Below are 26,006 nucleotides of genomic sequence, written 5' to 3' on the forward strand. Positions count from 1 at the left end.
CCGCATGGAGGAGGCCACCGGGAAAGCGGCGCGGCGGGTGCGCAGCGGATCCCGCCGTCAGATACCCGCCGCAGCGGCCCCTCGGTGGGCCGGCCGGTGGGCCGCGGGGCTCGGCGGCGCGTTCGTCCTCGCAGCCGTTGTCCTCGCGGCGCAGATCCACGGCCTCGATCTGACGGTCTACCGCGAGGGTGCCCTCGCACTCCTCGGCCGCGCAGGCGAGAAGGACCTGTACGACGACGCCCTGATCCAGACCGACACGCGGGGCCTGCCCTTCACCTATCCGCCCTTCGCCGCCCTCCTTTTCGTCCCCCTCGCGGTCCTCCCGGAGGCCGCCGCCCTCGGGATCGTCACCACCCTGACCGGCCTGTGCCTCGTGGGCGTGGCGGTCGTCGTCGTGCGCTATCTCCGCACGTCCGGTGTGCTGGCAAGTGCCGGGCGATGGGCGCCCGGCGCCGTCCTGGCCGCCATGCTGCTCATCGGCGTCAGCGGGCCCTGGCGGGAGGGCCTCGGGTTCGGCCAGATCAACGCCCTCCTGATGGTACTGATCCTCGCCGACCTGCTGCGCTCCACCCGGCTGCCCTCGGGCGTGCTCATCGGGATCGCCGCGGGCATCAAGCTGACGCCGCTCGCCTTCGGCCTGGTGTTCCTCGCCCGCCGCGACTGGCGCTCCCTGGCCTGGCTCGCGGCGTCCTTCGCGGCGACCGTCGGCGTGGGCTGGGCCCTGGCGCCGCGCGAGTCGGCGATCTTCTGGCTCGACGCGCTCTTCGACGCCTCGCGGGTGGGCGCGACGGCCGATCTCTACAACGTCTCCCTAAACTCGATCGTGGCCCAGTCGGGCCTCGCCGAGGCCCTGCAGCGCCCCGTGTGGGTCCTGGCGTCCCTGGCGGTCGTCGTGGTCGGCTACCGGGCGATCCGCCGGGCGGACGACGACGGCGACCCCGTGCGGGCGATCGCCGCGAACGCCGTCGTCATGCTCGCGATCTCGCCCATCTCGTGGTTCCACCACTGGGTGTGGATCGCCCTCGTGTTTCCGGCCGGCTGGGTCCTGGCGCGGCAGCAGGCGGGCGGACGACGCACGGCGGGCCGGGTGCTGCTGGCGCTCCTGCTGCCCGTGATGATGTTCTCCTCCATCACCGTCACACTCACGCTCACCGGCGCGGTCTCCGGCGAGGGGCCGCTGCCGCTCCGGCTCTTCACCGGCCTCGGGGTGGTCCTGCCGGTCGCCCTCCTGGTCCTGTGGTCGCTCCGGCCCGTCAGCCGGCGGGAGGCGCCAGTCCGCGGGTGATCTCGGCCGCGCGTGCCGTGGCTGCGCGGGCCCCGTCGGCGACGATCCCGGGCAGGCCCCGCTCCTCGAAGGTCTCGAGGGCGCTCTGCGTGGTGCCGTTGGGGCTGGTGACGGCGCGGCGGAGGGCGGCGGCGTCCGCGCCCTCCTCGGCGAGCATGAAACCGGCACCCGCGACGGTCTCCCGGGCGATCAGCGCGGCAAGACCCGCGTCGAGGCCCAGCTCGACGCCGGCCGCGGCCATCGCCTCCGCCAGGTAGAACGCGTACGCCGGCCCGGACCCGCTGACGGCCGACAGGGCGTCCACCTGCTCCTCGGGGATCTCGACGACGGTCCCGGCGGGCGCCAGGAGGTCCCGTGCCCGCGCCATCTGCGCCGGTCCGGCCGCGGCTCCCGCGGAGAGCGAGAGCACCCCCCTGCCGAGCCGCGACGGGGTGTTCGGCATCGAGCGGATGACGGGCTGCCCCTCGGGGAGGACCGCCTCGATCATCGCGGTCGTGACGGCGGCGGCGACGCTGAGGACGACGGCGTCCGGGGCCAGGAACGGGCCGATCTCACGCGCGAGCGCGACGATGCCCCCGGGCTTCACCCCGAGGATGACGGCGTCGGCGTCCTGTACGGCGGTGGTGTTCGCGGCGTCGTCGTCCGCCGTGGCGAGTGCCGTGATGCCGTGCCGCTGTCGGAGCTCTGCCGCACGCTCGGCGCGCCGCACTGTCGCGGTGACCCGCCCGGGGTCGAGGCCGGCGGCCAGGAGGCCGGCCAGGATGGACTCGTTCATGGATCCGCAGCCGAGGAAGGCGATGCGCCGGGCGCTGGAAGTGGTCATGATGCCATCCTGCCACGGAGGCCTCACAGGCTACTCCCAGCGTGCGTGATGTTGCAGCACATGGAGGCCGACTACTGTTGGAGTACCTCATAAGGATGCGAGTGATGCGGCCGGAACTTCCTGATCCGGCCCGGCGTCGGTGGCACCGGATGGATCCCCCACCATCCGGACCACCGGCGCCATCGTTCGTTAATGGCGACGGCCCAGGTCCGCGTCCGGTCGGTGCCGTCGGGACAGGTCACTGACAGCCGACAGCCGACAGCCGGCCGACGATCGGGCGCCCCGGCCTTGGCGGTCGGGCCGGGACTGGGCGTCGGATCAGGAGACCGTGAGGCCACGCACCGCGCGTTCGATGGCTGGGCGGATGTCGAGATCGGGGTCGACCGTGAGCCGGTGCAGGAGCAGTCCGTCACCGAGCGCCATGAGCGCCCGGGTCGCCGGCACCGGATCGGGGATGCCGACGGCGACGACGATCGCCTCGGTCCACTCCTCGAACTCGCGGCGCTGCCTCCGCAGCGGCTCGCCGAGCTCCGGATCGCCGGCGAGTTCGAGGAAGAGGACGTACCGGGCACGCGTCCGCACGGCGAAAGCGCCCGTCTGCAGTTCGACCATGGCGCACAGGCCGTCGATCAGTCCGTCAGGTCCCTCGATGGCGGGCAGTGCCGTCCGGTCGAAATCGGCCCGCTCGCGGTCTGCGATCCAGTCGACCACGCCGCCGAGCAGGGCCCTGCGCGTGCGGAACCAGTTCGAGGTGGACCCCGGCGGCAGGCCCGCCCGCTCGTCGACCCGCGCGTGGCTCAATGCGCGCACGCCCTCGGCGCCGAGTAGCTCCACGGCCGCCTCGAGTCCGCGCTCACGGGTGGTCGCCGGCATGGATTCTCCCCTCCACGAGATCTACTATGAACATAGTAGTTTCCTGGCACGAAGGGGGTCGCAATGCCCACACCTGCCACGGTCTGGTCGCCGCCGCTACCCGACGCCACCGGTTTCCACCATTTCGTGGTCGACACGCCCGGCCTGCGGACGCACGTCGCTGCCGTCGGCGAGGGCGAGCCTGTCGTGCTGCTGCACGGGTTCCCCGAGCACTGGTGGCAGTGGCACGCCGTGGCCCCGGTCATCGCCGCGCGCGGCTACCGTGTCCTGTGCCCCGATCTCCGGGGGGCCGGCTGGACCGTGGCGGACGACCCACGGGTGGAGCGGGAGACGCGACTCCGCGATCTGCTCGCGCTGTTCGATGTCCTCGGCATCGAGCGTGCGCACGTCGTCTCCCACGACATGGGCGCCCTGACCGCGATGCAGCTGACCTACGACCACCCCGAACGGGTCCGGACGGCAGTGCAACTCGCGGTGCCTCCGGCCTTCTTCGCGTTCAGCCCGAAGATCATCCCTGGGTTCCGGCACCTGCCCCCCTTCGTCTGGCACCGCCCGGGAGCTTCTCTGCGCGGAGTCTTCTCGGCGGCGTACGTGACCCGTCCGATGTCCGAGGCGACCGTCGACGCCCACCTCGCGCCGCTGCAACGACCCGCCATCGACGGCGCGGTGCGTCCGCTCGTTCGCGGCATGATCCTGCCCGAGGCGATGCGCATGATGCGCGGCACCTACCGCCGCCGCCGGCTCACGGTGGCAACCCTCATCGTGTACGGCCGTGACGACTACCCGTGGAGCGAACAGATCCTGCGCCGTATCTGCCGCAACGAGGAGCGGTACGCCGATCGGGTCGAGTTCGCGTTCGTCGACGATGCCGCGCACTTCATCACCGACGACGCCCCCGCCGCGGTCGCCGACCTCGCCCTCGACTGGTTCGGACGCGCCGCATGAGGCGCGGCCGGCGCCCTCGACCCTGACGGACGGGCGGCGGACGGTCCCTGCCGACGCCTCGGAGCAGGGGCCTGCGGGGATTCCGCATCGGGGCCGGTCAGTGGCCCAGGTGCTTCCGGGCGAAGCGCAGCGTCTCCGCGAGCCAGTCCTCACGCTCCCCGGCCCCCTTCGCGCGGCGCGTGCTCACCTCGACGGCGACCACGCCGTCCCACGCCGACGCCGCCAGGTGCCCCAGCGCCTCCGCGCACCGCTGCTGGCCCTGGCCGGGGAGAAGGTGCTCGTCCCTGCCGTTCGGCGTGCCGTCGGTCAGGTGCACGTGCGCGAGCCTTGTGCCGAGCGTCCTGATCTCCTCGTAGGAGTCCATGCCGGCGATCGCGGCGTGCGAGAAGTCCCAGGTGATGCGCTCGTACGGCTCGGGGATCGGATTCCAGTGCGGCAGGTAGGCCTTCGCCTCGCGGCCGCGCACCTTCCACGGGTACATGTTCTCGACGGCGATGTCGACGCCGTACTCCGTCGCGATGCGCGCGATCCCCTCGGGGAACTCCTCGGCGTACCCCGTCTGCCAGCGGAACGGCGGATGGGTCACGACGGTCGAGGCACCCACCTCCGCGGCCATCGCCGCGGACATCTCGATCTTCGTCCAGGCCCTGCCCCAGACCTGCTGGGTCAGGAGCAGGGTCGGTGCGTGGATCGCGAGGATCGGCAGCTCGTAGTGCTCGCTCAGTGCGGACAGCTGGTGCGGGTCCTGGCTGACCGAGTTGTTGGTGACCATCACCTCGACGCCGTCGTACCCGAGGTCCTGCGCGAGGGCGAAGGCGTCGTGCACCGCGAGCGGGTAGACCGACGCACTGGACAGGGCGACGGGGATGGCGGGCAGGCCGCCGGCGCCGGCCACGTCAGGCTCCCCGCGCGACGGGGGCGCGCGACGTCGCGTCGAGCTGGACGTGGCCCACGCCGGCGCCCGGGAGGGGCTCGTCGGCGTCGAACATCTTGGCGTCGAAGCGCCTCAGCAGCAGTCCCTCGCGCAGCGCCCACGGGCAGATGCTGATGGACGGGACGCCGAAGAGGTCGAGGGCGGACTCGGCCACGAGGGCGCCCGCCAGCACCTGCGGGGCGCGCAGCTCGGAGACGCCGTCCAGGTGGGTGCGGTCCTCGACGGTCATGGCCGCGAGCCGCTTCGTCCACAGGCCGAGGTCCTCGAGGCGCAGCTCGCGGCGGACGAACGGCCCGGCGGCCGACGGCGCGGCGCCCGCGATCCGGGCGAGGGAGCGGAAGGTCTTCGACGTCCCCGCCACGAGATGCGGGGTGCCGAGGTGGGCGAAGCGGGGGACGGCCTCCCGCAGGGTCGCCCGGATGTAGCGGCGCAGTTCCTTCACGCTCTTGGCCGACGGCGGGTCCCCGTGCAGCCAGTCCCGCGTGAGCCGCCCGGCGCCGAGCGGGACGGACAGGGCCACCTCGGGCAGTTCGTCGGCGCCCATCGCCATCTCGAACGAGCCGCCGCCGATGTCCAGGTTGAGGATCGACTCCGAGCCCCAGCCGTACCAGCGGCGCACGGCCTGGAAGGTCACCGCGGCCTCCTGGTCCCCGGACAGCTCCTGGAGGTCGACGCCAGTCTCCCGGCGCACGCGGTCCAGGACCGCGCGGCCGTTGGCAGCCTCCCTGATGGCGGAGGTGCAGAACGCCAGGAAGTCCTCGGCGTCGTGCCCGGCGGCGAACGCGCGGGCCTCGCGGACGAATCCGACCAGCTCGTCCTGCCCCCGCCGCGAGATACTGCCGTCCTCCTCGAGGTAGGCCACCAGCTGCAGGGGCTTCTTGTGGCTCGCGAACGGCACCGGCCGCCCGCCGGGGTGGGCATCCACGAGAAGCAGATGGACCGTGTTCGAGCCTATGTCCAGTACGCCTAGCCGCATGGTTCCTGCGCTTCCAGCTCATCCCCCGCCAACGTGTGTCCTGCCTGCTCTCAGCTACTTGCCCGCGGCGACCTTGCGCTTCGCGGGCGCCCGGCGGGTCGTCTTCTTGGGGGCCGGGCCCTTCGCGCGCTTCTCGGCGAGCATGTCGATCGCCTGCTCGCGCGTCAGTTCCTCGATCGCCATCGACCCGGGCACGGTGATGTTGGTATCGCCGTCGGTGACGTAGGGGCCGAAGCGGCCGTCCTTCACCACGATCGGCTTCTCGCTCACGGGATCGTCACCGAACTCGGCCAGCGGCGGCGTGACGGTCCGGCCGCCGCGCTGCTTGGGCTGCTTGTAGATCTCCAGCGCCTGCTCGAGGGTGATCGTGAAGATCTCCTCCTCGGAGCCGATGGAGCGGGAGTCGCTGCCCTTCTTCAGGTACGGTCCGAACCGGCCGTTCTGCACCGTGACCTCCTTGCCCTCCTCGTCCGTGCCGAGGACCCGCGGCAGGTTCATGAGCCTGAGGGCGTCCTCGAGGGTCACGGTGTCCACGGACATGGACTTGAAGAGGGACCCGGTGCGGGGCTTGACCTTCGCGGGCTTCTTCGGGGGCTTGGGTTTGCCGTTCTTGTAGTACTCGACCGGCTGGGCGGCGAGTTCCTCCGCCGTCGGCTCGGTGATCAGCTCGATCACGTACGGTCCGTAGCGGCCGTCGCGTGCCACGACGGACCGCCCCGTCTCGGGGTCCGTGCCGAGGACGCGCTCCTGCGACGTCGGGGCCTCCATCAGTTCGATGGCCTTCTCGGCCGTCAGTTCGTCCGGTGCGAGGTCCTCGGGGACGTTGGCGCGCTGCGGCTCCGTGCCCTCCGGGGCGTCCGCGGGCAGGGGCTTCTCGAGGTACGGCCCGAACTTGCCCACCCGCAGCGTGATGCCCTCGGCGATCTCCACCGAATTGATGCTCCGCGCGTCGATCTCGCCGAGGTCGTTGACGATGGTGTGCAGCCCGGTGTCCTTGCGGTTGCCGTAGTAGAAGCGGTTCAGCCACTCGACGCGGCCGGTCTCGCCGCGGGAGATGCGGTCGAGGTCCTCCTCGAGCTCCGCGGTGAAGTCGTAGTCGACGTAGTCGTTGAAGTGCTCCTCGAGCAGGCGGACCACCGAGAAGGCGATCCAGCTCGGCACGAGGGCCTGCCCCCGGGAGGTGACGTACCCGCGGTCCATGATGGTGGACATCGTCGCGGCGTACGTCGACGGACGGCCGATGCCGCGTTCGTCGAGCACCTTGACCAGGGAGGCTTCCGTGTAGCGCGGGGGCGGCGAGGTCTCGTGGCCCACGGCCTCGACGGCTTCCGCGCCCAGCGCGTCGCCCTTGGTGACGTTCGGCAGGCGGGTGCCCTGGCCGTCGTCGTCGGCCCCGTCCTCGTTGCGGCCGGCGTCGCGGCCCTCCTCGTAGGCGGCCATGAAACCGCGGAAGGTGATGACGGTACCGGAGGCCGAGAATTCGGCGTCCCTGCCGTCCGCGCTCGTCGCGCCGAGACGCAGCGACGCCGTCGAGCCCTTGGCGTCGGCCATCTGCGAGGCGACGGTGCGCTTCCAGATCAGTTCGTAGAGGCGGAACTCGTCGCCGCGCAGGCCCTGCGCCACCTGGGCGGGCGTCCGGAAGGAATCACCGGCGGGGCGGATGGCCTCGTGGGCCTCCTGCGCGTTCTTGGCCTTGCCCTTGTAGGTGCGCGGGGACTCGGGTACGTACTCGGGCCCGTACAGCTCCGACGCCTGCCGGCGGGCGGCATTGATGGCCTGGTCCGAGAGCGCCGACGAGTCGGTACGCATGTAGGTGATGTAGCCGTTCTCGTACAGGCGCTGCGCCACCTGCATGGTGACCTTCGAGCTGAAGCGGAGCTTGCGCGCCGCCTCCTGCTGGAGAGTCGACGTCGTGAACGGCGCAGCCGGACGCCGCGTGTAGGGCTTCGTCTCGAGGGAACGGACCTGGAAGGTTGCGCGCTCGAGTCCCGTGGCGAGGGATCGCGCGGAATCCTCGTCGAGCCGCACGGCGTTCGCGGCCTTCAGCTCGCCGCGGTCCGAGAAGTCCTTGCCCGTGGCGATCCTGCTGCCGTCCACGGCCACGAGCTTGGCCGGGAACGCGGTGCCCTTGCTCGGATCCTCCGGCGTGAACGTGCCGGTCAGGTCCCAGTAGGACGCCGTGCGGAACGCCATGCGCTCCCGCTCGCGCTCGACGACGAGGCGTGTGGCAACGGACTGCACACGGCCGGCCGACAGGCCACGGGCCACCTTGCGCCACAGCACCGGGGAGATCTCGTACCCGTACAGGCGGTCGAGGATGCGCCGGGTCTCCTGGGCGTCGACCATGGGGATGTCGACGTCGCGCAGCTCACCCATGGCGCGCGTGACCGCCTCCTTGGTGATTTCACCGAAGGTCAGCCGGTAGACGGGGACCTTCGGCTTCAAAACCTGCAGCAGGTGCCAAGCGATGGCTTCGCCCTCGCGGTCGTTATCGGTGGCGAGGTAGAGCTCGTCGGCGTCCTTCAGGGCGGCCTTCAGCTCGGCGACGGTCTTCCGCTTCTCCGGGGAGACCACGTAGTAGGGCTCGAAGTCCTTGTCGAGGTCCACCGCGAACTTACCCACCGAGGACTTCTTCAGCTCGGCGGGGAGGTCGGACGGCTGGGGGAGGTCCCGGATGTGCCCCATGGACGCGGCGACCTGGAAACCCTCACCGAGGTAGCCCGAAATGCTCTTGATCTTGCTGGGGGACTCAACGATGACGAGCTTCTTGCCGTGCTTCTTGTCCGTGGCCTTGGTCGGCACTTCTCTCCTATATATACAAGCGAATGCCGCGGCAGGTCCTGGGGATCCGGTCCGGATCCCGCTGCCGGGCTCACTCCACAGTATGCGTCATGAGTACCTGCACAAGACTAATGGCAGGTTTCAGGGGGCAGGAAGGAGGAAGCCCTCGCGGACGAGTTGCTCGACATCCAGCAGCAGTTCCGAGGTGAACGCGGCATCGGGCCGGTCCAGCAGCAGGGCGAGGGCTCCCGCGATCTGCCCGGCCGTGAGATCGCCGTCGCACGCCGAGGCGAACCCGGCCAGTTCGGTGCTGAGCAGGGTGGTCCGGCGGAGGCCGGCGCCCTGCCGCAGCAGGATGACCCCGGGGTGCTCGGCGCCGGGCTTCTGATGGCGTTCCTCGGTGACGTCCTCGGCGACGAGCAGGAACTCGTCGGCGATCCCGATCCCGGACGCGGCCTGCTCGGTGTGGGCGGCGAGCCAGTCGCCGCGGCCGATCGCCGCCGCCAGGTGCGGGCCCACGGGCTGCTCGATGTCGTGGGTGATCTCCTCGAGCGTCACCCGCGTCAGGTCGCTCGGGGTCCGGGGGCGCCTCAGCCAGACGGATCCGAAGCCGATGCCCTCGACGTCCCGTGCGGCGAAGTCGGCCAGATAGGCGGCGAAGCCTGCCACGTAGGCCTCGCGGTCGCGGTGTTCGGCGGCGTCCCGCAGCCACGTCTCGGCGTACTGCACGGGCGTCAGCTGCTCGCGCTGGATGATCCAGGCGTCGACGCCGGGCGGCACGAAACCCCGGATGCGACGGTCCCACGGGGTGCCCTCGGTGATCTCCCAGTTGCCGAGCAGCTGCGCCGCCCCGCCCGGGGTGAGGACGCCCGGCAGGTCCCGCACGAGCGTGCTGACGATGGCGTCGCCCGCGAGTCCGCCGTCGCGGTAGGTGTATGCCTGACCGGTCCCGCCCGTGCGGGGCGTGATGACGAAGGGCGGGTTGGACACCACGAGGTCGAACTCCTCGCCGCGGACCGGCTCGAGGAGGCTGCCCCGCCGGAGGCTGACCCGGAGACCGGGCCGCTCCGGATCGATGCCGAGCGCGGGCGCGTTGAGGAGGAGGTTGAAGCGGGTGAAGGCGAGCGCCCGGTCGGAGATGTCGGTCACCGTCACGTGGTCGGCGTGGGCCAGCAGATGGAAGGCCTGGATACCGCACCCCGTCCCGAGGTCCAGCGCCCGCCCCACCGGCGTCCTCAGGACGGTCTGGGCGAGGGTCAGGGAAGCCCCGCCGATCCCGAGGACGTGGTCGTGGGGCAGGGGACCGGGGCGCTGCTCCGAGCCGAGGTCGCTGGCCACCCAGAGGTGCCCTCCGACGTCCGAGCTGTAGGGGCGGAGTTCGACGGCGGCACGCCAGCGGGGTGCCGCGGAGGGGTGCGGGGCACCCGCGTCTGCGCCGGCTCCGGCTCCGTCCGGGGCGCCGCCTCCGGCATGGTCCGGGGCGCTCGCTCCGGTGCTCTCCCCGGGGACGTCAGGGGCCCGTTCGATGAGCCTCAGCTGCTCGAGGCCCGCCACGCCGACGCCGGGGAACGCCCGGGTGAGTTCCTGCTCCGTCACGGTCTCGCCGAGCAGCCACAGCAGCACGGGGGTGGCGCGCGCTGCGTCCGGCCCGGGGGCGCGGCGACAGGCCAGCAGGGCCGGCACGAGCTGGTCCCGGCCGAGGGCCGCGTACGCCGCCGGGCCGAGGAGCGCCTCGACGCCCTCGACCGTGTAGTCGAGACCGGTCAGGTCATCGGCCAGGACGGCGAGCACGGCGAGGTCACGGCCCGACGGTGCGGACGCGACGTCGTCGTCGAACTCGGGCCAGGCGTCTGCCGCCGGCATCAGGCAGCACCCGCGGCCGTCGCCTCGGCCTCGTCCGACTCGCACCCCTGCGGGCAGCGCAGGGTCGCGGGGTCGGCCGCGCACGCGGCGCAGTACAGGGTGAGGTTGCGGCAGGACTGGTTGGAGCAGTTCTCGAACTTGTTGGTGGGCGCCTGGCAGCGCACGCACCTGCCGATCGTCACGGCGTCGTCGCTGAACTCGAGGTGCATCCGCTTGTCGAACACGTACAGCGAGCCCTCCCACAGCCCGGCGTCGCGGTACTTCTCGCCGTAGCGGACGATCCCGCCGTCGAGCTGGTAGACCTCCTGGAAGCCCCGGTTGATCATCAGGCTGGAGAGCACCTCGCAGCGGATGCCGCCCGTGCAGTAGGTGACCACGGGCTTGTCCTTGAGGTCGTCGTACCTGCCCGAGTCGAGTTCGCGGACGAAGTCGTGCGTGGTCCGGACGTCGGGGACGACGGCTCCCTTGAAGCGACCGATCTGCGCCTCGAGGGCGTTCCGCCCGTCGAAGAACACGACCTCCTCCCCCGCCGCGCGCCGGGCGTCGACGAGCGCGTGCAGTTCCTCCGGGGCGAGGTGGATGCCGCCGCCCACGACGCCGTTCTCGTCGACCTTCAGTTCCCCGGGGGCGCCGAAGGAGACGATCTCGTCGCGGACCTTCACGCTGAGCCGCGGGAAGTCCTCCGCGCCGCCGTCGGACCACTTGATCTCCAGGCCCTTGAAGGCCGGGTACTCGCGGGTCGTCCTCACGTACTGCTTCACGGCGTCGATGTCGCCGCCCACGGTGCCGTTGATGCCGTCCTTCGAGATGAGAATCCGGCCGCGCAGACCCCACTTCTCACAGAGGGCCCGCTGCCACAGCCGGACGGCTTCGGGATCGGGGAGGGGCGCGAAGGCGTAATACAGGGCAATCCGGTTCATCGACACCGTTCAAAGTCTACGTCGCGACTCATAGCCGTCACCTCGCAATCGGGTATGTCATCGGGGGCGCCGGAGAACTATCGTCAGGACATGAACGCCCATGCAGACAATGAACTCCTCCAGACCTGGATCACGGGATGGACCAGGTGCCGGGGTTACGAACGTCACGACGACGGACGCAGCACCTCCGTCCTGCTCACCGACCAGCAGGACCAGACGGAGCATTTCCTGTTCGAGCCGACGACCGAGCAGTTCCTGGATCTGGCCACCGACACGCGAGGGGATCCGACGCGGGTCCTGACTGTGGTCACCAACCGGATGCGGGAGCTGATCGACGCGGCGCACCCGCTCGGCATGCGGGTCACCGACCGCCAGCAGGCCCTCATGAGCGTGGACATGAGCGGCCAGGACGTCGAGGACCCGCGCCCGCCCGGCGACGACTACACGCTGGAGCACGCCAGGGACGGCGGTTGCCGCCGCGTCCTGGTGCGGTCCCGCGGGGAACTCGCGGCCCGCGGATCCGTGGCGGCCGTGGGCGACTACGCGGTGTACGACCGCATCATCACTGAGGAGAACTTCCGGCGGCGGGGGCTCGGCAGCTTCGTCATGCGCGCGCTCACCGCCGGGGTCCTGGAGGACGACGTCACCACGGGCCTGCTGATGGCCTCCGCCGACGGCCGCGCACTCTACGCGTTCCTCGGGTGGGAACACCTCGCCGACGTGTTCGTCATCAGAGGATAAGGCGCGTTCCCGCGGCTCCACCCGGACGCCGGTGGAAGAATGGCCCGGTGGCTGCGCGTGATTCCCTCATCGACCTGCTCGGGGGCGGACCAGACCCCGAGCAGCTGCTGCACGTCCGGGAGATCCCCGCCCGCGACGCGGAGCACGCGCCGTGGCCCGCCTGGGCGCACCCCGACGTCGTCGAGGCGTTCACCCGGCGCGGCGTGCACCAGCCGTGGCGGCACCAGGTGGACGGGGCCACGTCCGCCCACGACGGCGCGCACACCATCATCGCGACGGGGACCGCCTCGGGGAAGTCGCTCTGCTACCAGCTGCCGGTGCTCGACGAGATCCACCGCAGCGAACTGCTGGACCGCGCCACCCTCGTGCCCACCGGGTCCGTCGCCCTGTACCTGGCCCCCACCAAGGCACTGGCCGCGGACCAGCTGTCCGCCATCAACGCATTGGGCATCCCCACCGTCCGCGCCGAGACCTACGACGGCGACACGGAGACGGGCGCCCGACGGTGGATCCGCGACCACGCCAACCTGATCCTCGCGAACCCCGACATGCTCCACTACGGCATCCTGCCGAACCACACCTGGTGGGCCAGGTTCTTCCGCCGGCTGAAGTACGTGATCATCGACGAGGCCCACAGCTACCGGGGCGTCTTCGGCTCCCACGTCGCGAATCTGCTGCGCCGCCTGCGGCGCATCTGCGCGAGCTACGGTGCGGACCCCGTGTTCATCGGGGCCTCGGCGACGTCGGCGGAGCCCTCCGCGTCCTTCGGGAAGCTGATCGGCGCCCCGGCGCGCGCCGTCGACCGGGATTCCTCGCCTCACGGCTCCACGACGGTCGCGTTCTGGGAGCCGCAGCTCACCGGGAAGAAGGGCGAGAACGGCGCACCCACCCGGCGGACCGTGATCGCCGAGACCTCGGACCTCCTGGCCAACCTCGTCTCGTCCTCCGTGCGCACCATCGCGTTCATCAAGTCCCGGCGCGGCGCGGAGAGCATCGCCCAGACCTCGCGCCGGATGCTCGAGGACGTGCATCCAAGCCTGCCGCACCGCATCGCGGCCTACCGCTCGGGATACCTGCCGGAGGAGCGGCGCGCCCTCGAGGCGTCGCTGCGCAGCGGTGAGCTGCTGGGCGTGGCGAGCACGTCGGCCCTGGAGCTCGGGATCGACATCTCCGGCCTCGACGCCGTCCTCGTGGCGGGGTGGCCCGGAACCCGCGCGTCCCTGATGCAGCAGATCGGCCGGGCGGGCCGCTCCGGCCAGGACGCCCTCGCCGCCTTCGTGGCCAGCGACGACCCCCTGGACACCTATCTCGTCCACCACCCGGAAGCTGTGTTCGACCTCGCCGTCGAAGCCACGGTCTTCGATCCGTCGAACCCCTACGTGCTGGGCCCGCACCTCTGTGCGGCCGCGGCCGAACTGCCGCTGACCGCGACGGACCTGCCCCTGTTCGGCTCCACGGCGGAGGACCTGCTGGGCACCCTGTGCGAGCAGGGCTTCCTGCGACGCCGCCCCGCCGGCTGGTTCTGGACACACCCGCAGAGTGCGGCCGGGATGGTGAACCTCCGGGCCGACGGCGGTGGTCCGATCAACATCGTCGAGGCCGGGTCCGGTGCCCTGCTCGGGACGATGGACTCGCCGCAGAGCCACTACCAGGCCCACCCCGGTGCCGTGTACGTGCACCAGGGCCGGACGTACGTCGTCGAGGACCTCGACGAACAGGACCACTGCGCCGTGGTGTCCCGAGCCCAGCCCGACTACTACACGCAGGCACGGGACGTCACGCAGATCGAGGTCATCGGCCGGGACGTGAGCAGCCTGTGGGGCGGTGTCCTCGCGAATTTCGGTGACGTGAAGGTGACGACCCAGGTGGTGTCCTTCCAGCGCAAGGCGTTCTCCTCGAACGAGGTGCTGGGCGAGGAGCCGCTCGAGCTGGCGGCACGCGACCTCTTCACGAAGAGCGTCTGGTTCGAGATCAGCCCGGAACTGCTCGAGGCCGAGGGCATCCTCGCCGAGGAACTCCCGGGCGCGCTCCACGCCGCCGAGCACGCGGCGATCGGGCTGCTGCCCCTGGTCGCCTCGAGTGACCGCTGGGACATCGGAGGCGTGTCCACGGCCCTGCATGCCGACACCGGCCTGCCGACCATCTTCGTGTACGACGGCCACCCCGGGGGCGCCGGGTTCGCCGAGCGGGGGTTCGAAGCAGCCCGCACCTGGCTGTCGGCGACCCGGGACGCCATCGAGGCCTGCGAGTGCGAGTCCGGCTGCCCCTCCTGCGTCCAGTCCCCGAAGTGCGGCAACCGGAACAATCCGCTGAGCAAAGGCGGTGCCGTGGCAGTACTGTCCCTGATCCTGCAGCAGGCCGGGGGCGGTGCCACTCGCTCCGACGGGGTGTCCGGCGCCTCCGGCATGGCGGGCACATCCGACCCGTCCGATCCGTCCGATCCGTCCGATCCGTCCGACCCGTCCGACCCGTCCGACCCGTCCGACCCGTCCGACCCGTCCGATCCGTCCGATCCGTCCGATCCGTCCGATCCGTCCGATCCGTCCGATCCGTCCGATCCGACGGGATTGGACGCTTCGTCGGCACGGGGCACCGGACCGGGGACGGGCGCGGGCGCGGCCTGACGACTCGACCGGTCGCGGCGACCGGGACGCCGTCGTCGGACGGGCTGCGTCCCCCGTCCCGCGACCCTCACGGCGGCGGGCCGGCCCGTGCCGCACCGACGGCGTCGGGAAGAACGCCCGGCACCTCCACGGACACCCGGATGACGGCGGTCCCCGCGCCGGTCGCCCCGATCTCGCAGTGCGCGACCGTGGCGTCGTGCTGTTCCGCCACGGCCGCGGCCGCTGCGCAGGGGTCGCCCGTGGACAGTCCCCGGGCGGCATCCGCCGCGGCGAGCGCCGCGAGGTCGGCCGCCGTCGCCGCCTTCGAGGCCGCTGAGGCTGCCTGGAGCAGGAGCGCCGCGGACGCGACCAGCAGCAGCGCCAGGAGGGCGAGCGCCCCCATCAGGATCGTGCCGGCACCACACTCGGCGTCGACGTCCCGCCGCAGTGCCGCGCCCTCCCGGGCATCGCTGCTGGCATCCTCCCGCGCTTCACCCATCGTGTTCCTTCCGTCCCGAGGCCGACGCGCGCAGTTCGAGGTCCATGAGCTCGACGAGGGGACCCTCCACACGGGCCCGGACCTCGATGGTCGTCCAGTCCCCGGCCACCCCGACCTGGGCCGTCGCGTTGTCCCCGGCGAGGCGTTGCACGGTCTGCTGCACGCTCGCGCTGCTCTCGCCCCGCATCACCTCCCGGGCTCCGGCCCGCGCAGCCTCCTCCAGGCGCAGCTGCGCGCTGCCGACGTGGGCCGTCGCGAGGAGCAGAGCGAGCAGGACGACCAGGGCGGGGAGGACGACGGCAACCTCGGCGGTGACGGATCCCCGCTGCAAGCTTGCTGTACGTTCCCCCCGGTACGAGCGCGCCATCCGGTCCCCCCGCACGCTCCACGCGGGGGGAGTCCCGCCGGGCGGTACGGAGCACAGCGCAGAGGGACGCGGCTTCGTCGAAGACGGCGTGTCGGGCTCCGGTGCGTCGCGTGTCGCCCCGCCCTGGCTGGTCCTCATCAGCCGAAGTTCAGCGCCGAGGTGATCAGGGACATGAGCAGTCCCTTGACCTCACCGCTGGAGAGCACTGCGACAAGGAGCGCGGCGAACCCCACCGCCGCGAGGGTGGCGATGGCGTACTCTGCCGTCGCCATGCCCGCCTCCTGGTCCAGGACCCGGCCCCGCGCCCTCCGGATGACCCGGTCGTCGGCCCGCCGTCGCCGTGCGTCGGCGCGGCGGGTGGCCCGGTCCGCGGGGCGGACCCGTTCGCTGCCGGCGGACCCGTCCGTCCCGGGCTCGGCCCCGGGTCGGGAATCGACGGATCGGACCAGACGGATGAACGGCACAGGAAGCACCACACACTCCTCGGCAGGGAGGGGCTGGTGAGCCGTCGGGGGCCGCAGGGGTATCGGTGGCATGAGGATCATCGGTTCCCGCCCCTGCCATGCTGTGCCCTGCGTTCCGTCCTGGGCCCGGACCGTGGCTGCGTCCGCGAACGCGCCGGCTCGACCATCGAGGGGGCTTCCGGAATCCATCCGGGGGGCCCGGAATGCCGTGCCCCCTCCATCCGTACGCTGGGTCTGAATCGCCATGACATGCCCTTTCGTCGGTGGGGAGTCGCCCCACGTGCTGTGAGCGACGAACGTCGCTGGATCAACTCTGTCGATGCGCGGGTCGGCCGCGGGGCGGAGGAGCCGCTAAGTGGATAACCCGGGCGTCCTTCCGACCGGAGGCGTCCGTGGTCGTCCGGAGTGCACGAGGCGGGCCATGGAAGAACTGCCCAGGATCGGACGGACGGTACCGGGAGCGGATGCCCGGGGGCAGGTGGAGCGACCGGCCGGGTCACAGATCCGGCAGCAGACCCAGGACCACGGGCACCACGCCCAGGCAGATGAACGCCGGTAGGGAACACAGGCCGAGCGGCAGGACGAGCTGGACCCCGAGCGCGGCAGCCCTCCTGTCCACCTCACGGTTGCGGCGCCGTCGAAGTTGGGCGGCGTGGGCATGCAGGAGTGCCGCGGACGGGGCGCCGGTTGCCGTGCCGAACCGCAGACCCTGTCTGACGTCCTCGATGATCGGCAGCGGATCGACCTGCCCGCGGGCCGAGCGCCGGGGCGCTGATCGCGGGGAGGTGGGCCCCCGGCCGAAGGGCGAGGACAGGCGCCAGCCGTATGGCGGCATCGGCCGCCGGCCCTTCACGGAGTGATCGGCCGCGGGGACGCCTGCGGACGAGGCGGCGGACGGGCGGTCGTCAGTGGCTCCGGCATCCCACGCCGCCTCCCAGGATGCACCGAGGAGGCGGGCTGCGCGCACCCTCGTCAGCACCGCGCCGATGGAGGGATCGCAGGCCTCCCCGACGACCAGCAGCGCGTTCTCGACGGACGCTCCTGCGGACAGTACGGCTGCCAGCAGGTCGAGGATGAGGGGACCGTCCCTGACGCCCTGGTGCCGTGCCCGATCCGCCGGCGCGTCGGAGACGCGCTGCAGCCGGCCGGACGGCGTCATCAGGACCAGCGCCCCCGCGGCGAGGAGGAGGAACACGCCGAGCCCTGCCATCACGGGGTACCGTCGACCCACCCGACCAGACGGCGGGACCAGAGGCGGGCCGCGAGCATGAGCAGTGCGCCGACGGCGAGCGCGAGCCGTCCGAGGGAGGACCCCAGGAGCACCTCGAACGGATTCACGCCGAGGGCGATGGCCAGCACGAGCCCCACGGCGGGGAGCCAGGCCAGGAGGACGACCGTTGCCCGCGGCCCGGCGAGCGCGGTCTCCCGCGCCGAGAGGCCATCGAGCTGGGCATCGAGCTGTGCGGCGTACTGCTCGAGGATCCCGGCGAGCGGCGCGCCGCTGCGCTCCGCGACGATCAGGCATCCGGCGAGGTCGATCCACAACCTGTCGACGCGGATGCCGGCCCTGTCTCCCCTCGACCGGCCCGAATCACCGTCCAGGGCCTGGCGCAGAGCATCGGGCACGCTCAGTCCGAGCTCCGCCGCCCGCCGGGCCGTCGCGATCACCGGCAGGGCAGCTGCCGTGAAGGCGGTGCGTCCGTCGGCGTGGACACGCTCCATGTCCTCCCACAGGACATGCGGAGGGCGGCCCGCGCGGAGGAGGCCCGCGAGCTGGTGCACGAACAGCGGGAGCTCGTGGAGGTCGACGGCCCGGCGGACGGTGGATCTGTCGGCGCTGGACTTGCCAGCGGTGGAGCTGCGTCCGGCGGATCGGTCGGATCCGGCGGCGCCGGGCGTCCTCCGGCGCTGTGCGGCGCGGGGCCTCGGGATGGCGAGGGTGATACAGGCGACGGCCATCAGGAGGGCCACCGCCACGCCGGTCATGGGGCCCGCCCGCCGCGCACGGGGTCATGACCGGAGCCCCACTCGTGGACGTCGCGCTGTCCCCGGCCGGTCCCGGCGCCGTGCCCCGACCCGTACCCCAGCCCCGACGCCGACCCCGGGACGGCCCCTGGCCCGACGTTCTCGTACTCTTCCCCGCGCCCGTCCCTATCACTGCCCCTGTCCCCGCGCCCGCCCCTGCCCCTGTCCCCGGACCCGTCCCCGCGGCCGGGCTCAGGCGCGGACCCGGACACGGGCCAGCACACCTGCCGCGCGAAGTCCTCCCAGCCCGCGGCCCGCCGGCAGCCCGCCCCCGCATCCGTGAGGATGGGCAGCACGGTGAGCCCGCCCGCGTCGGCCCGCTCCAGGCTGCCGAGGCTCTCCACGCGCCTGCCATTCGCATCACGCACCACGTGCACCACCACGTCGACGGCGCTCGCTGCCTGGAGCGCCACTCCCTCCGGCGTGAGCCCGGCAAGCGCTGCGAGCGCATTGAGCCGCGCGGGCACGGCCTCGGCGGAGTTGGCGTGGATGGTCGCCCCGCCGCCGTCGTGGCCCGTGTTCATCGCCGCGAGCAGTTCGCGGACCTCGGCGCCCCGGCACTCCCCCACCACGAGCCGGTCCGGTCGCATGCGCAGCGCCTGCCGGACGAGCTCGGTCAGGTCCAGTACGCCCGCCCCCTCGAGGTTGCCGTGCCGCGCCTGCAACCCGACCGTGTGCGGGTGCTCCGGGTTCAGCTCCGCAGCGTCCTCGACGAGGACCACCCGCTCGTGGGGCGCGGCCAGGCCGAGCAGGGTGGCCAGGAGCGTCGTCTTGCCCGTTCCCGTCGCGCCACTGATGAGGAAGTTCAGGCGGCGGCGCATCATGAGCCGGAGCGCCTCCGCCATCATCGGTGCGACCGTCCCGCTGTCCATGAGGTCCCCGAGCGAGAACGTCCGTGCCCGGTGGATCCTGATGGACAGCAGGGTTCCCGATGTCGAGATCGGCGGGAGGACGGCGTGCACCCGGAGGCCCTCCAGCCGGACGTCGACGGCGGGGCAGCCGTCGTCGAGGCGCCGTCCTCCCGCCGCCACCAGGCGGACGGCCAACGCCCGTACCTCCGCATCGGACGAGAAGGTGCACCCGGTGCGACGCAGGCCGGCCGGGCCGTCGACCCATGCGTCGTCCGGTCCGTTGACGAGGATGTCCGTGATCGACTCGTCGGCGAGGAGGTGCTCGAGTGGGCCCAGCCCCTTGAGTTCCGCGCGCACGCGATCGAGCGCGGACAGGGTGCCCTCCGAGCCGAGCAGCCTGCCGCTCGCCCCGATCGCGTCCGCGAAGGCCGCCCCGGTCGCCTGGACGTTCCCGGCGAGAACGGCCCTGCGGACCGAGTCGACCATCGAGGTGCCAGGCGGATCACTGCGTCCCGTGTCTGCGGCTCCGCCCGCCCCGACCGGACGGGCCGGTCGTCCGCTCGCCGCCCGCCGCTGGCGCCTGGTGGGCGCTCCTGCGATCGCGCCGTCCTCCTCGCCGCCCTCCGCCGAGCCGGGCCCTGATACAACGCCCCCCGCTGTCCCGCGCCCCGCCGACCCGTGCCACTCCGTCCGGCCCTCACCGGAGACGGTCATCCCGCCCGCTCCAGACCGGCGACGACCGAGCCGACGAGCTTCCGGGCCCGCCGGGGCAACGGGAAGTCCAGCATCCTGCCGTTGGCCTCCGCCACGGACGACCCCCGGACGAACGGCAGGTACGGCAGCGGGCCGGGGCACCCGGCGAGGTCCGCGACCAGCCAGGCATCCAGTCCGTCGAGCACCGGGCCACGGAGGACGACGGTGGTGGGCAGCGAGCTGTAGGCCTCGAGGATGCGGGTCACCGCGAAGGCGCTCCGCGGCCTGGACGGAACGAGGAGGACGAGCTGGTCGCACAGCGGCACGAGGGCCTGGATCGCGGCGCTGCCGGCGCTGCCGAGGTCCACGATGCTCAGATCGAACGCCCCGCGGGCGGCATCCAGGACGGCTCCGGCCGCGTCCATCCCGTGACCGGAGGGCTGGCCGGCGCCCTCCGGGTGCGCGGCATGGGACAGGACGGCGAGACGCCCGTCGGCCGGCAGCGCCCCCGCGAGCTGCTCCGCGCGGAGCGTGCCCCGGAGGTCGCGCAGGTCGCTCCAGCGCACGCCCGGGCGCTCCTCGATCCCGAGGGCCAGATCCAGTCCTCCGCCCAGGGGGTGCCCGTCCACCAGCAGCGTGGTCGTCCCCTGGCCTGCGGCGTGGCGTGCACACCAGAAGGCGAACGTGCTCACCCCCGCCCCGCCGGCCGCCCCGAGGAAGCCGACGACGGCCCCGGATGCAGTGGGGTTGAGGCGTCGGCCGAGGTGCTCCGCCAGCCAGCCCGCACCCTGCGGGAGGATGACCACGCGGGAGGACGCCATGTGCGCCGCCGCGGCCCACGCCCTCGTCTCGTCGTCGGCCGACCCCACGACGACGACCTCGCGGAGCGTCGGCAGCCCGCCGGCGGCCTGGTCGGCGCCGAGGAGCAGCACCGTCGGCTCGAGGGGAAGGGCCTGCGCGAGGTCGGCGGCGAAGTGCGGGGTGACCCCCGCGGCTGCACAGGCCCGCGCCACCTGGTCCTGGACGAACTGGGAACCGCCGGCGAGGACCACCGGCCGATGGTCTTCGCGGGTCCACGTCTGCTGGGTCATGCCGGAAGTCTGCCCGGGCGGGCAGCACCCGGTGCGCCCGATACGCCCTATGTGGACAACGGCCTCTGACGTCGACGCTCCGGGATTGCAGGAATGACACCGGCGCGGCCGATGATAGGGCCATGTACATCGCCGTGGCCCCCGGGCCGCCGACCCCGGACAGCCGGGACGCCGTCGCACTCCAGTCCCTGGACGCCGCCGGCGTGCGCCTCGGCGAGCCGATGGTGATGGCCCGTGACCGGTTCCCCGCCGCCGTCGCGCAGGCCGCCGGCCGGCGACCGGTCTGGGTCTGGTCGAGTACGCGGCTCTGGTATCCCGAGCTGCTGGCGGCGGGGGTCGACGTCGACCGCTGCCGTGACATCGCCCTGACCCGCGCCCTCCTCGCGAACTCGCCGTCCTGCGCTCCCTCGCCCTACCTGGCGTCGATCCGGTCCGCGGCGCTCACGGCGGACGGCACCGAACCTCCCCGGACCCTGCTCCCGCCGCCGCCCCCACCGAACCAGCACTCGCTGTTCGACGAGCCGCCCGAGGCCACGGGCCCGCTCCTCGACGACGTCGTGGAGGAGTTCACCCGGCAGCTGTCCACCCTCGCCGACGCCACCGATCCCGGGCGCCTGAACCTCCTCGTGGCCGCGGAGTCCGCCGGCGCGCTGATCGCGTCCGAGATGGAACACTGGGGGCTCCCCTGGCGCAGGGACGTGCACGAGGACCTCCTCGAACGGACCCTGGGCCCGCGCCCCGTCGAAGGAGCCCGGCCGCTGAAGCTCGAACAGCTGGCCTTCGAACTGCGCCGGACCCTGGGCAGCCCTACCCTCAACCCGGATTCCCCGCAGGAGGTCCTGCGGGCCCTGCATCGGGCAGGCATCGAGGTGAAGACGACGCGGTCATGGGAGCTCGAGCAGCAACGGCACCCGGCCATCGAGCCGTTGCTCGCCTACAAGAAGCTGTCACGGCTCTGGACGGCGAACGGCTGGAACTGGCTCGACACCTGGATCCGGGACGGCCGCTTCCGGCCGGAGTACGTGGTGGGTGGCGTGGTGTCGGGGCGCTGGTCCTCCCGCGGAGGCGGCGCCCTGCAGATCCCGCGCCAGGTCCGTGACGCCGTCCGCCCCGACCCGGGGCATGTCTTCGTCGTCGCCGACGCCGCGCAACTCGAGCCCCGCGTCCTCGCCGCCCTCGGTCAGGACTCGGCGCTCGCCACGGCGGCCCGGGGCAGGGACCTCTACCAGGGCATCGCCGACCAGGGTTTCGGCGGTGACCGCGCGCAGGCGAAGCTCGCCATGCTCGGGGCCATGTACGGGGCGACGAGCGGCGACTCCGGGCGCCTCATGCCCCAGCTGACCCGGACGTACCCGCGGGCCATCGGCGTCGTCGAGGCGGCCGCGCGGGCCGGGGAGGCCGGAGACGGCGTGTCGAGCCACCTCGGCCGGGGCTGCCCGCCCGCGTCGGAGGAGTGGCGGGCACGGCAACGCACGACGACGGCGGAGGAGCAGCGCCGCGCGGACGGCGCGGCGCGGGCCCGTGGACGCTTCACCCGGAACTTCGTGGTCCAGGCGACCGCCGCGGAGTGGGCGCTGTGCTGGCTCGCGGAGATCCGGCGTCGGTTCGCGGAGAGCACCATCCCGGAGCCGCGCAGCCGGATCGCGTTCTTCCTGCACGACGAAGTGGTCCTGCACGTCCCCGAGGGCAGGGACGCCGAGGCCACGGCGATCCTCGCCGACGCCGCGCGGGCCGCGACCCGGCTGATGTTCGGGGAGATCCCCATCGAGTTCTCGATCTCGACGGTCACCGTCACGTCCTATGCCGACGCCAAGTAGCCGCAGGGCGGCCCGCGCATCGTCCGCCCGGTCCTGCGCGGGATCCCCCGTCACCGGGCCGGTTCGCCGAGCCCGTACGAGCGCCGCGGGGCCGGGAGCCTCAGAGCGGAGCCGGGATCTCCTGCGAACGGTCCCACGGCCTCGTCCAGCCGAGGCCGTCGAAGATCGCGTCCAGGAGCATCGCCGTGAATCCCCAGATCACGGCGTCCGGTGTGAGGAAGGCGGGGGTCCTGCTGACGAATCCGTTCCGTCGCACCACGGCCGTCCTCCGACGGGACGGGTCGAGGAGCGTGCTCACGGGGCACCGGAAGACGAGCTCCGACTCCGCGGTGTCCACCGCATGGACCGGGGACTGCTCCGTCCACCAGGCGAGCACGGGCGTGACCAGGAAGTTGCTGACCGGAAGCCCCACCTCGGGCAGCGTGCCCAGGATCTCGATGCCGTCGGAATCCACCCCGGTCTCCTCGCGTGCCTCGCGGAGTGCCGCTGCGCCTTCGTCCGTGTCCTCGGCGTCGATGGTCCCGCCCGGGAACGCCACCTGCCCGGGATGGTGGGCCAGCGAGCTGGCGCGCATCACGAAGAGGAGGTCGACGTCGTCGGGTGCAGGCCGTGATGGGGTGCCCGGCGGCGGGTCGCCGCGGGTCCCGAACAGGATGAGCACGGCGGCCCGCCGGCTCTTCGCGGGATCGAGCGTGGCGAACTGCCAGCCGTCCGCGCGCACGAGGCTCGTCGTCGTCACCTGCAGGGACTCCACCCAGCGGACCAGCTCGTCGCGCGCCGTCACCGCCGGGTCCCCCGGAACGCGCTGACCTGATCTCGGACGGGCCGGCACCGGCGTCCGCCCCGACGATCCTGCCCGGGCCGCGGGCGGGCGGTCCTACGCACCCAGGCCGTGCCCCGCCTCGCGGAGTTCGGACCGCGTCCGTCCGGCGCGCATGGATTCGAGCAGTTCCTCCCGACCGGGCGCGAGTTCGTACTTCAGCAGCTTCGCCGCTCTGGTCGGGTCCGTCTCCCCGTCACCGTAGGACGGGCACAGTGCGGCCACGGGACAGGCCCCGCACGCGGGCTTCTTCGCATGGCAGATCCGGCGACCGTGGAAGACGACGTGGTGCGAGAGCATCGTCCAGTCCTTGCGCTCGAACAGGGCGGCGACGTCCTGTTCGACCTTCACCGGGTCCTCGGCTGTCGTCCACCCGAAGCGGCGGGCGAGCCGCCCGAAGTGCGTGTCCACCGTGATGCCGGGGATGCCGAACGCATTGCCCAGGACGACGTTGGCCGTCTTCCGCCCGACCCCGGGCAGGGTCACCAGGTCCTCCACGGTGCCGGGCACCACGCCGTCGAACTCGTCCACTAGCCGCCGGGACAGCGCGAGCAGGCTGTTGGCCTTCGCGCGGTAGAACCCCGTGGGCCGGATGAGCTCCTGCAGTTCACTCTCCTCGGCCTCGGCCAGTGCCCGCGGGTCCGGGTAGCGGGCGAACAGCGCCGGCGTCGTCAGGTTCACGCGTACGTCCGTGGTCTGGGCGGAGAGCACCGTCGCGACGAGCAGTTCGAACGCGTTCCCGAAGTCGAGCTCGGCCACGGCGTACGGGTACGTCTCGCCCAGGATGCGCTTGATCTTCCGCGCCCGCCGCTTCAGGGCGACCGGCGACTCCCCGCCGGTTTGCGCTGTCCTGCCTGCCACTCGCGTGTCTCCTTCCGGTGCTGCCCCCGCCGGCCCGTGCGGCGGCGGGGCGGGGGTCAGTCCTGCGGGGCGCGTTCGATGTTGCGGAGGTCCCGGAGGATTCCGACGAAGCCCGTCCGCTTGTCCTGGACGAGGAACTCGGTCCCGCGGTCCTCGATACCGACCTCCCAGTCGCCGGGCTGCAGCACGAAGACCTGACGGTCCGTCTGCTCGTCGAAGACCGGGCGGGGGGATCCGACGGCGAACCAGAACGCCTCGACGACGGACTCCTCCTCCGCGGCCGACCGGGTGGCCGTGATCGGCTCCTGGCGGTTGCGCTCCTCGGCGGGCTGCGCCGTCGTAGTGGGCTGCGCGGTCTCGGCCGGGGTCGGTTCGTCGCGGACGACGTCGTGGATCCGGGTCTCGTCGACGGACGACGCCTGGGCCGCCGTCGAGGAGCCTTCGCTCTCCCCGCTGCCCGGCGCCGCATCGTGGCTGTCGACGGCGTGGGCGCCCCCGGCAGACGGCTCGGACGACTCCGCGGAGGGAACCGAGCTGTGGGCTGACGCGACGGCGGTGCGGTCAGCGGACTCGTCGTCGCCGGTGTGCACGCTGGCCGTGGACGCGTCGGTGGATGCGTCGGTGGACGCGTCGTCGACGGGCGGGGCCGATGCTGCCGAGCTCCGGGCGGCGCCCGGCTCCATACCGGACTGGCCCGAGGCTGCGGCGCCGGCGCCCACGGCCCCCGCTCCTCCGGCCCCGTACAGGCCGGCGCCGTTCTGCAGGACGGGCGCGGCGGCAGGGTTCACCTCGGACTTGTCCTTCCGGCCGAACCGGAAAGCCGACGCGGCAGAACCCGACGCGGGCGCATCCGTCGCCGAGGCGTCCGTGACAGCGGTCTTCGTGCCACCGGCGTTCGTACCACCGGCCTTCGCGGGGGCAGGCTTCTCCCGGGCGGGGGTCGCCGGCTTGGCGGGGCGGGGCTGCGCGGCCGTGATGGCGCGCGCCACCGGGTGGGCCGGTGTTTCGGGACGGTCGGCGAAGTCGTCCTTGAGGACGGGCAGGAACGGAGCGACGACGGTTGCCACGAGCATGACGAGCGACCCGATCAGGGCCACCAGCGGCCCGTAGTGGAAGTCGGTCACCGTTTGCAGGAAGAAGTAGGTCGTGGCCAGCACCGACGAGACCGAGGCGAACTGGTCGACCGACAGTGAGCCGACACGCAGCCCCGAACTTCCCAGGCGGCGTCCGGCGAGAAGGGCCAGGGCGATCACGGGCAGCAGGATCCCGATGCCGACGAAGAAGAGCAGCGCCGTGTTCCAGAAGTTCTCGGACCGCACGTCCCCCTCGATGAACGGCAGGAGGGTGCCGATGAAGACGACCAGCACCCCGCCGGCGAACAGCACCTCGCGCAGGGTGAACGGCCCGACGAGGGCCCGACTCCGGCCGACGGGGCGGCTCTCAGCGGACGAGGCGTCGGACCCGGTGGGCCGCACGGAGGACGGGTTCCGCACCGCGGCGTCCGCCGACCCGTGGCCTGTGCTGCGATGTTCCTCGGATGCTTCGGTCATGGTGTACTCCCGTTCATGGCGCTGGTGTCCCACGGAGCACCAGGGGCCTCCGACGTCGATTGCCTGCCTCCACCCTAGCCACCGGTCCGGACCTTCTCCAGCAAGCACTGGCACCGGCACTGCGCCGCTCATCGCACAATCGCCGCAGTTCGGCTAGGCCCTGTGACGCAGGGCACGCGCGGTCCGGGAGAAGTCGATAGGGTTCCGCGTAGAGCACGTGGTGG

22 protein-coding genes are annotated in these 26,006 nt (G+C 72.4%); 5 read left to right on the top strand and 17 right to left on the bottom strand.

Annotation, left to right across the window (positions count from 1 at the left end):
- Positions 1-4 precede the first annotated feature (4 nt).
- Positions 5-1,285, top strand: coding sequence for a glycosyltransferase 87 family protein (locus tag C4K88_RS10375; protein WP_104121547.1), 1,281 nt, complete (start codon positions 5-7; stop codon positions 1,283-1,285).
- Here C4K88_RS10375 and proC read toward each other — a convergent pair.
- Positions 1,254-2,108, bottom strand: coding sequence for a pyrroline-5-carboxylate reductase (proC, locus tag C4K88_RS10380; RefSeq protein ID WP_104121548.1), 855 nt, complete (start codon positions 2,106-2,108; stop codon positions 1,254-1,256). The genes C4K88_RS10375 and proC overlap by 32 nt on opposite strands.
- 318 nt (positions 2,109-2,426) lie before the next feature.
- The gene (locus C4K88_RS10385) at positions 2,427-2,981 is read right to left on the bottom strand and encodes a TetR/AcrR family transcriptional regulator (protein ID WP_104121549.1); all 555 of its coding nucleotides are present in this window, start codon (positions 2,979-2,981) and stop codon (positions 2,427-2,429) included.
- Positions 2,982-3,044: 63 nt separating this feature from the next.
- Between C4K88_RS10385 and C4K88_RS10390 the strand changes: the two genes are divergently transcribed.
- On the top strand, positions 3,045-3,926 hold the full coding sequence (locus C4K88_RS10390; protein ID WP_104121550.1) for an alpha/beta fold hydrolase: 882 nt from the start codon (positions 3,045-3,047) through the stop codon (positions 3,924-3,926).
- Positions 3,927-4,023: 97 nt separating this feature from the next.
- Here C4K88_RS10390 and C4K88_RS10395 read toward each other — a convergent pair whose 3' ends face one another.
- The 5 genes from C4K88_RS10395 to trhO form a co-directional block, all read right to left on the bottom strand.
- On the bottom strand, positions 4,024-4,821 hold the full coding sequence (locus C4K88_RS10395; RefSeq protein WP_104121551.1) for a sugar phosphate isomerase/epimerase family protein: 798 nt from the start codon (positions 4,819-4,821) through the stop codon (positions 4,024-4,026).
- A 1-nt stretch (position 4,822) separates the two neighbouring features.
- Positions 4,823-5,836 carry a Ppx/GppA phosphatase family protein gene (locus C4K88_RS10400; RefSeq protein WP_104121552.1) on the bottom strand — a complete coding sequence of 338 codons (1,014 nt, stop codon included), beginning with the start codon at positions 5,834-5,836 and terminating at the stop codon, positions 4,823-4,825.
- A 54-nt stretch (positions 5,837-5,890) separates the two neighbouring features.
- On the bottom strand, positions 5,891-8,638 hold the full coding sequence (topA, locus tag C4K88_RS10405) for a type I DNA topoisomerase (RefSeq protein ID WP_104121553.1): 2,748 nt from the start codon (positions 8,636-8,638) through the stop codon (positions 5,891-5,893).
- Positions 8,639-8,758: 120 nt separating this feature from the next.
- Positions 8,759-10,480, bottom strand: coding sequence for a DUF7059 domain-containing protein (locus tag C4K88_RS10410; protein ID WP_104121554.1), 1,722 nt, complete (start codon positions 10,478-10,480; stop codon positions 8,759-8,761).
- On the bottom strand, positions 10,480-11,406 hold the full coding sequence (trhO, locus tag C4K88_RS10415; RefSeq protein WP_104121555.1) for an oxygen-dependent tRNA uridine(34) hydroxylase TrhO: 927 nt from the start codon (positions 11,404-11,406) through the stop codon (positions 10,480-10,482). The genes C4K88_RS10410 and trhO overlap by 1 nt, the downstream gene beginning before the upstream one ends.
- A gap of 84 nt (positions 11,407-11,490) precedes the next feature.
- Between trhO and C4K88_RS10420 the strand changes: the two genes are divergently transcribed.
- A complete protein-coding gene (locus C4K88_RS10420) occupies positions 11,491-12,141 on the top strand; it encodes a GNAT family N-acetyltransferase (protein ID WP_104121556.1) in 651 nt (216 codons plus the stop codon).
- A 47-nt stretch (positions 12,142-12,188) separates the two neighbouring features.
- Positions 12,189-14,765 carry a DEAD/DEAH box helicase gene (locus C4K88_RS10425; protein ID WP_167399021.1) on the top strand — a complete coding sequence of 859 codons (2,577 nt, stop codon included), beginning with the start codon at positions 12,189-12,191 and terminating at the stop codon, positions 14,763-14,765.
- Between the two features lie 67 nt (positions 14,766-14,832).
- Here the strand turns inward: C4K88_RS10425 and C4K88_RS10435 are convergent, their stop codons facing one another.
- From C4K88_RS10435 to ssd, 7 genes are all read right to left on the bottom strand, one after another.
- A complete protein-coding gene (locus C4K88_RS10435) occupies positions 14,833-15,243 on the bottom strand; it encodes an Rv3654c family TadE-like protein (protein WP_104121557.1) in 411 nt (136 codons plus the stop codon).
- Positions 15,236-15,574 (bottom strand): TadE family type IV pilus minor pilin, encoded by a 339-nt coding sequence (locus C4K88_RS10440; RefSeq protein ID WP_241521829.1) that lies wholly within the window; start codon positions 15,572-15,574, stop codon positions 15,236-15,238. The genes C4K88_RS10435 and C4K88_RS10440 overlap by 8 nt, the downstream gene beginning before the upstream one ends.
- Before the next feature lie 173 nt (positions 15,575-15,747).
- Positions 15,748-16,083 (bottom strand): DUF4244 domain-containing protein, encoded by a 336-nt coding sequence (locus C4K88_RS17785; protein WP_241521830.1) that lies wholly within the window; start codon positions 16,081-16,083, stop codon positions 15,748-15,750.
- Between the two features lie 487 nt (positions 16,084-16,570).
- The gene (locus C4K88_RS17790; protein WP_241521831.1) at positions 16,571-17,284 is read right to left on the bottom strand and encodes a hypothetical protein; all 714 of its coding nucleotides are present in this window, start codon (positions 17,282-17,284) and stop codon (positions 16,571-16,573) included.
- The gene (locus tag C4K88_RS10455) at positions 17,284-18,060 is read right to left on the bottom strand and encodes a type II secretion system F family protein (RefSeq protein WP_104121559.1); all 777 of its coding nucleotides are present in this window, start codon (positions 18,058-18,060) and stop codon (positions 17,284-17,286) included. The genes C4K88_RS17790 and C4K88_RS10455 overlap by 1 nt, the downstream gene beginning before the upstream one ends.
- Entirely contained in the window at positions 18,057-19,664 is a 1,608-nt protein-coding gene (locus tag C4K88_RS10460; protein ID WP_306418612.1) for a TadA family conjugal transfer-associated ATPase, read from the bottom strand. Before C4K88_RS10460 ends, C4K88_RS10455 begins: the two co-directional genes overlap by 4 nt.
- On the bottom strand, positions 19,661-20,734 hold the full coding sequence (gene ssd, locus C4K88_RS10465; protein ID WP_104121561.1) for a septum site-determining protein Ssd: 1,074 nt from the start codon (positions 20,732-20,734) through the stop codon (positions 19,661-19,663). Before ssd ends, C4K88_RS10460 begins: the two co-directional genes overlap by 4 nt.
- Before the next feature lie 122 nt (positions 20,735-20,856).
- Here ssd and C4K88_RS10470 point away from each other — a divergent pair, with 122 nt between their 5' ends.
- A complete protein-coding gene (locus tag C4K88_RS10470) occupies positions 20,857-22,551 on the top strand; it encodes a bifunctional 3'-5' exonuclease/DNA polymerase (protein WP_104121562.1) in 1,695 nt (564 codons plus the stop codon).
- Positions 22,552-22,651: 100 nt separating this feature from the next.
- On the opposite strand, the gene C4K88_RS10475 is transcribed toward C4K88_RS10470, so the two are convergent.
- From C4K88_RS10475 to C4K88_RS10485, 3 genes are all read right to left on the bottom strand, one after another.
- Complete coding sequence (locus tag C4K88_RS10475; RefSeq protein WP_104121563.1) at positions 22,652-23,335, bottom strand: NUDIX hydrolase; 684 nt, start codon at positions 23,333-23,335, stop codon at positions 22,652-22,654.
- 93 nt (positions 23,336-23,428) lie between these two features.
- A complete protein-coding gene (gene nth / locus C4K88_RS10480) occupies positions 23,429-24,232 on the bottom strand; it encodes an endonuclease III (protein WP_104121564.1) in 804 nt (267 codons plus the stop codon).
- A gap of 56 nt (positions 24,233-24,288) precedes the next feature.
- Positions 24,289-25,782 (bottom strand): DUF4118 domain-containing protein, encoded by a 1,494-nt coding sequence (locus C4K88_RS10485; RefSeq protein ID WP_104121565.1) that lies wholly within the window; start codon positions 25,780-25,782, stop codon positions 24,289-24,291.
- Positions 25,783-26,006 lie beyond the last annotated feature (224 nt).

The organism is Arthrobacter pityocampae (assembly GCF_002927275.1).
Taxonomy (GTDB): Bacteria; Actinomycetota; Actinomycetes; order Actinomycetales; family Micrococcaceae; genus Arthrobacter_D; species Arthrobacter_D pityocampae.

Bases quoted from the DNA above. Each gene is read 5' to 3' on its own strand.
- C4K88_RS10455 (WP_104121559.1), bottom strand. From the start codon at position 18,060: ATGACCGGCGTGGCGGTGGCCCTCCTGATGGCCGTCGCCTGTATCACC.
- C4K88_RS10375 (WP_104121547.1), top strand. From the start codon at position 5: ATGGAGGAGGCCACCGGGAAAGCGGCGCGGCGGGTGCGCAGCGGATCC.
- C4K88_RS10420 (WP_104121556.1), top strand. From the start codon at position 11,491: ATGAACGCCCATGCAGACAATGAACTCCTCCAGACCTGGATCACGGGA.
- proC (WP_104121548.1), bottom strand. From the start codon at position 2,108: ATGACCACTTCCAGCGCCCGGCGCATCGCCTTCCTCGGCTGCGGATCC.
- C4K88_RS10435 (WP_104121557.1), bottom strand. From the start codon at position 15,243: ATGGGTGAAGCGCGGGAGGATGCCAGCAGCGATGCCCGGGAGGGCGCG.
- C4K88_RS10470 (WP_104121562.1), top strand. From the start codon at position 20,857: ATGTACATCGCCGTGGCCCCCGGGCCGCCGACCCCGGACAGCCGGGAC.
- C4K88_RS10400 (WP_104121552.1), bottom strand. From the start codon at position 5,836: ATGCGGCTAGGCGTACTGGACATAGGCTCGAACACGGTCCATCTGCTT.
- ssd (WP_104121561.1), bottom strand. From the start codon at position 20,734: ATGACCCAGCAGACGTGGACCCGCGAAGACCATCGGCCGGTGGTCCTC.
- C4K88_RS10460 (WP_306418612.1), bottom strand. From the start codon at position 19,664: ATGACCGTCTCCGGTGAGGGCCGGACGGAGTGGCACGGGTCGGCGGGG.
- C4K88_RS10390 (WP_104121550.1), top strand. From the start codon at position 3,045: ATGCCCACACCTGCCACGGTCTGGTCGCCGCCGCTACCCGACGCCACC.
- C4K88_RS10410 (WP_104121554.1), bottom strand. From the start codon at position 10,480: ATGCCGGCGGCAGACGCCTGGCCCGAGTTCGACGACGACGTCGCGTCC.
- C4K88_RS17790 (WP_241521831.1), bottom strand. From the start codon at position 17,284: ATGGCAGGGCTCGGCGTGTTCCTCCTCCTCGCCGCGGGGGCGCTGGTC.
- C4K88_RS10485 (WP_104121565.1), bottom strand. From the start codon at position 25,782: ATGACCGAAGCATCCGAGGAACATCGCAGCACAGGCCACGGGTCGGCG.
- C4K88_RS10385 (WP_104121549.1), bottom strand. From the start codon at position 2,981: ATGCCGGCGACCACCCGTGAGCGCGGACTCGAGGCGGCCGTGGAGCTA.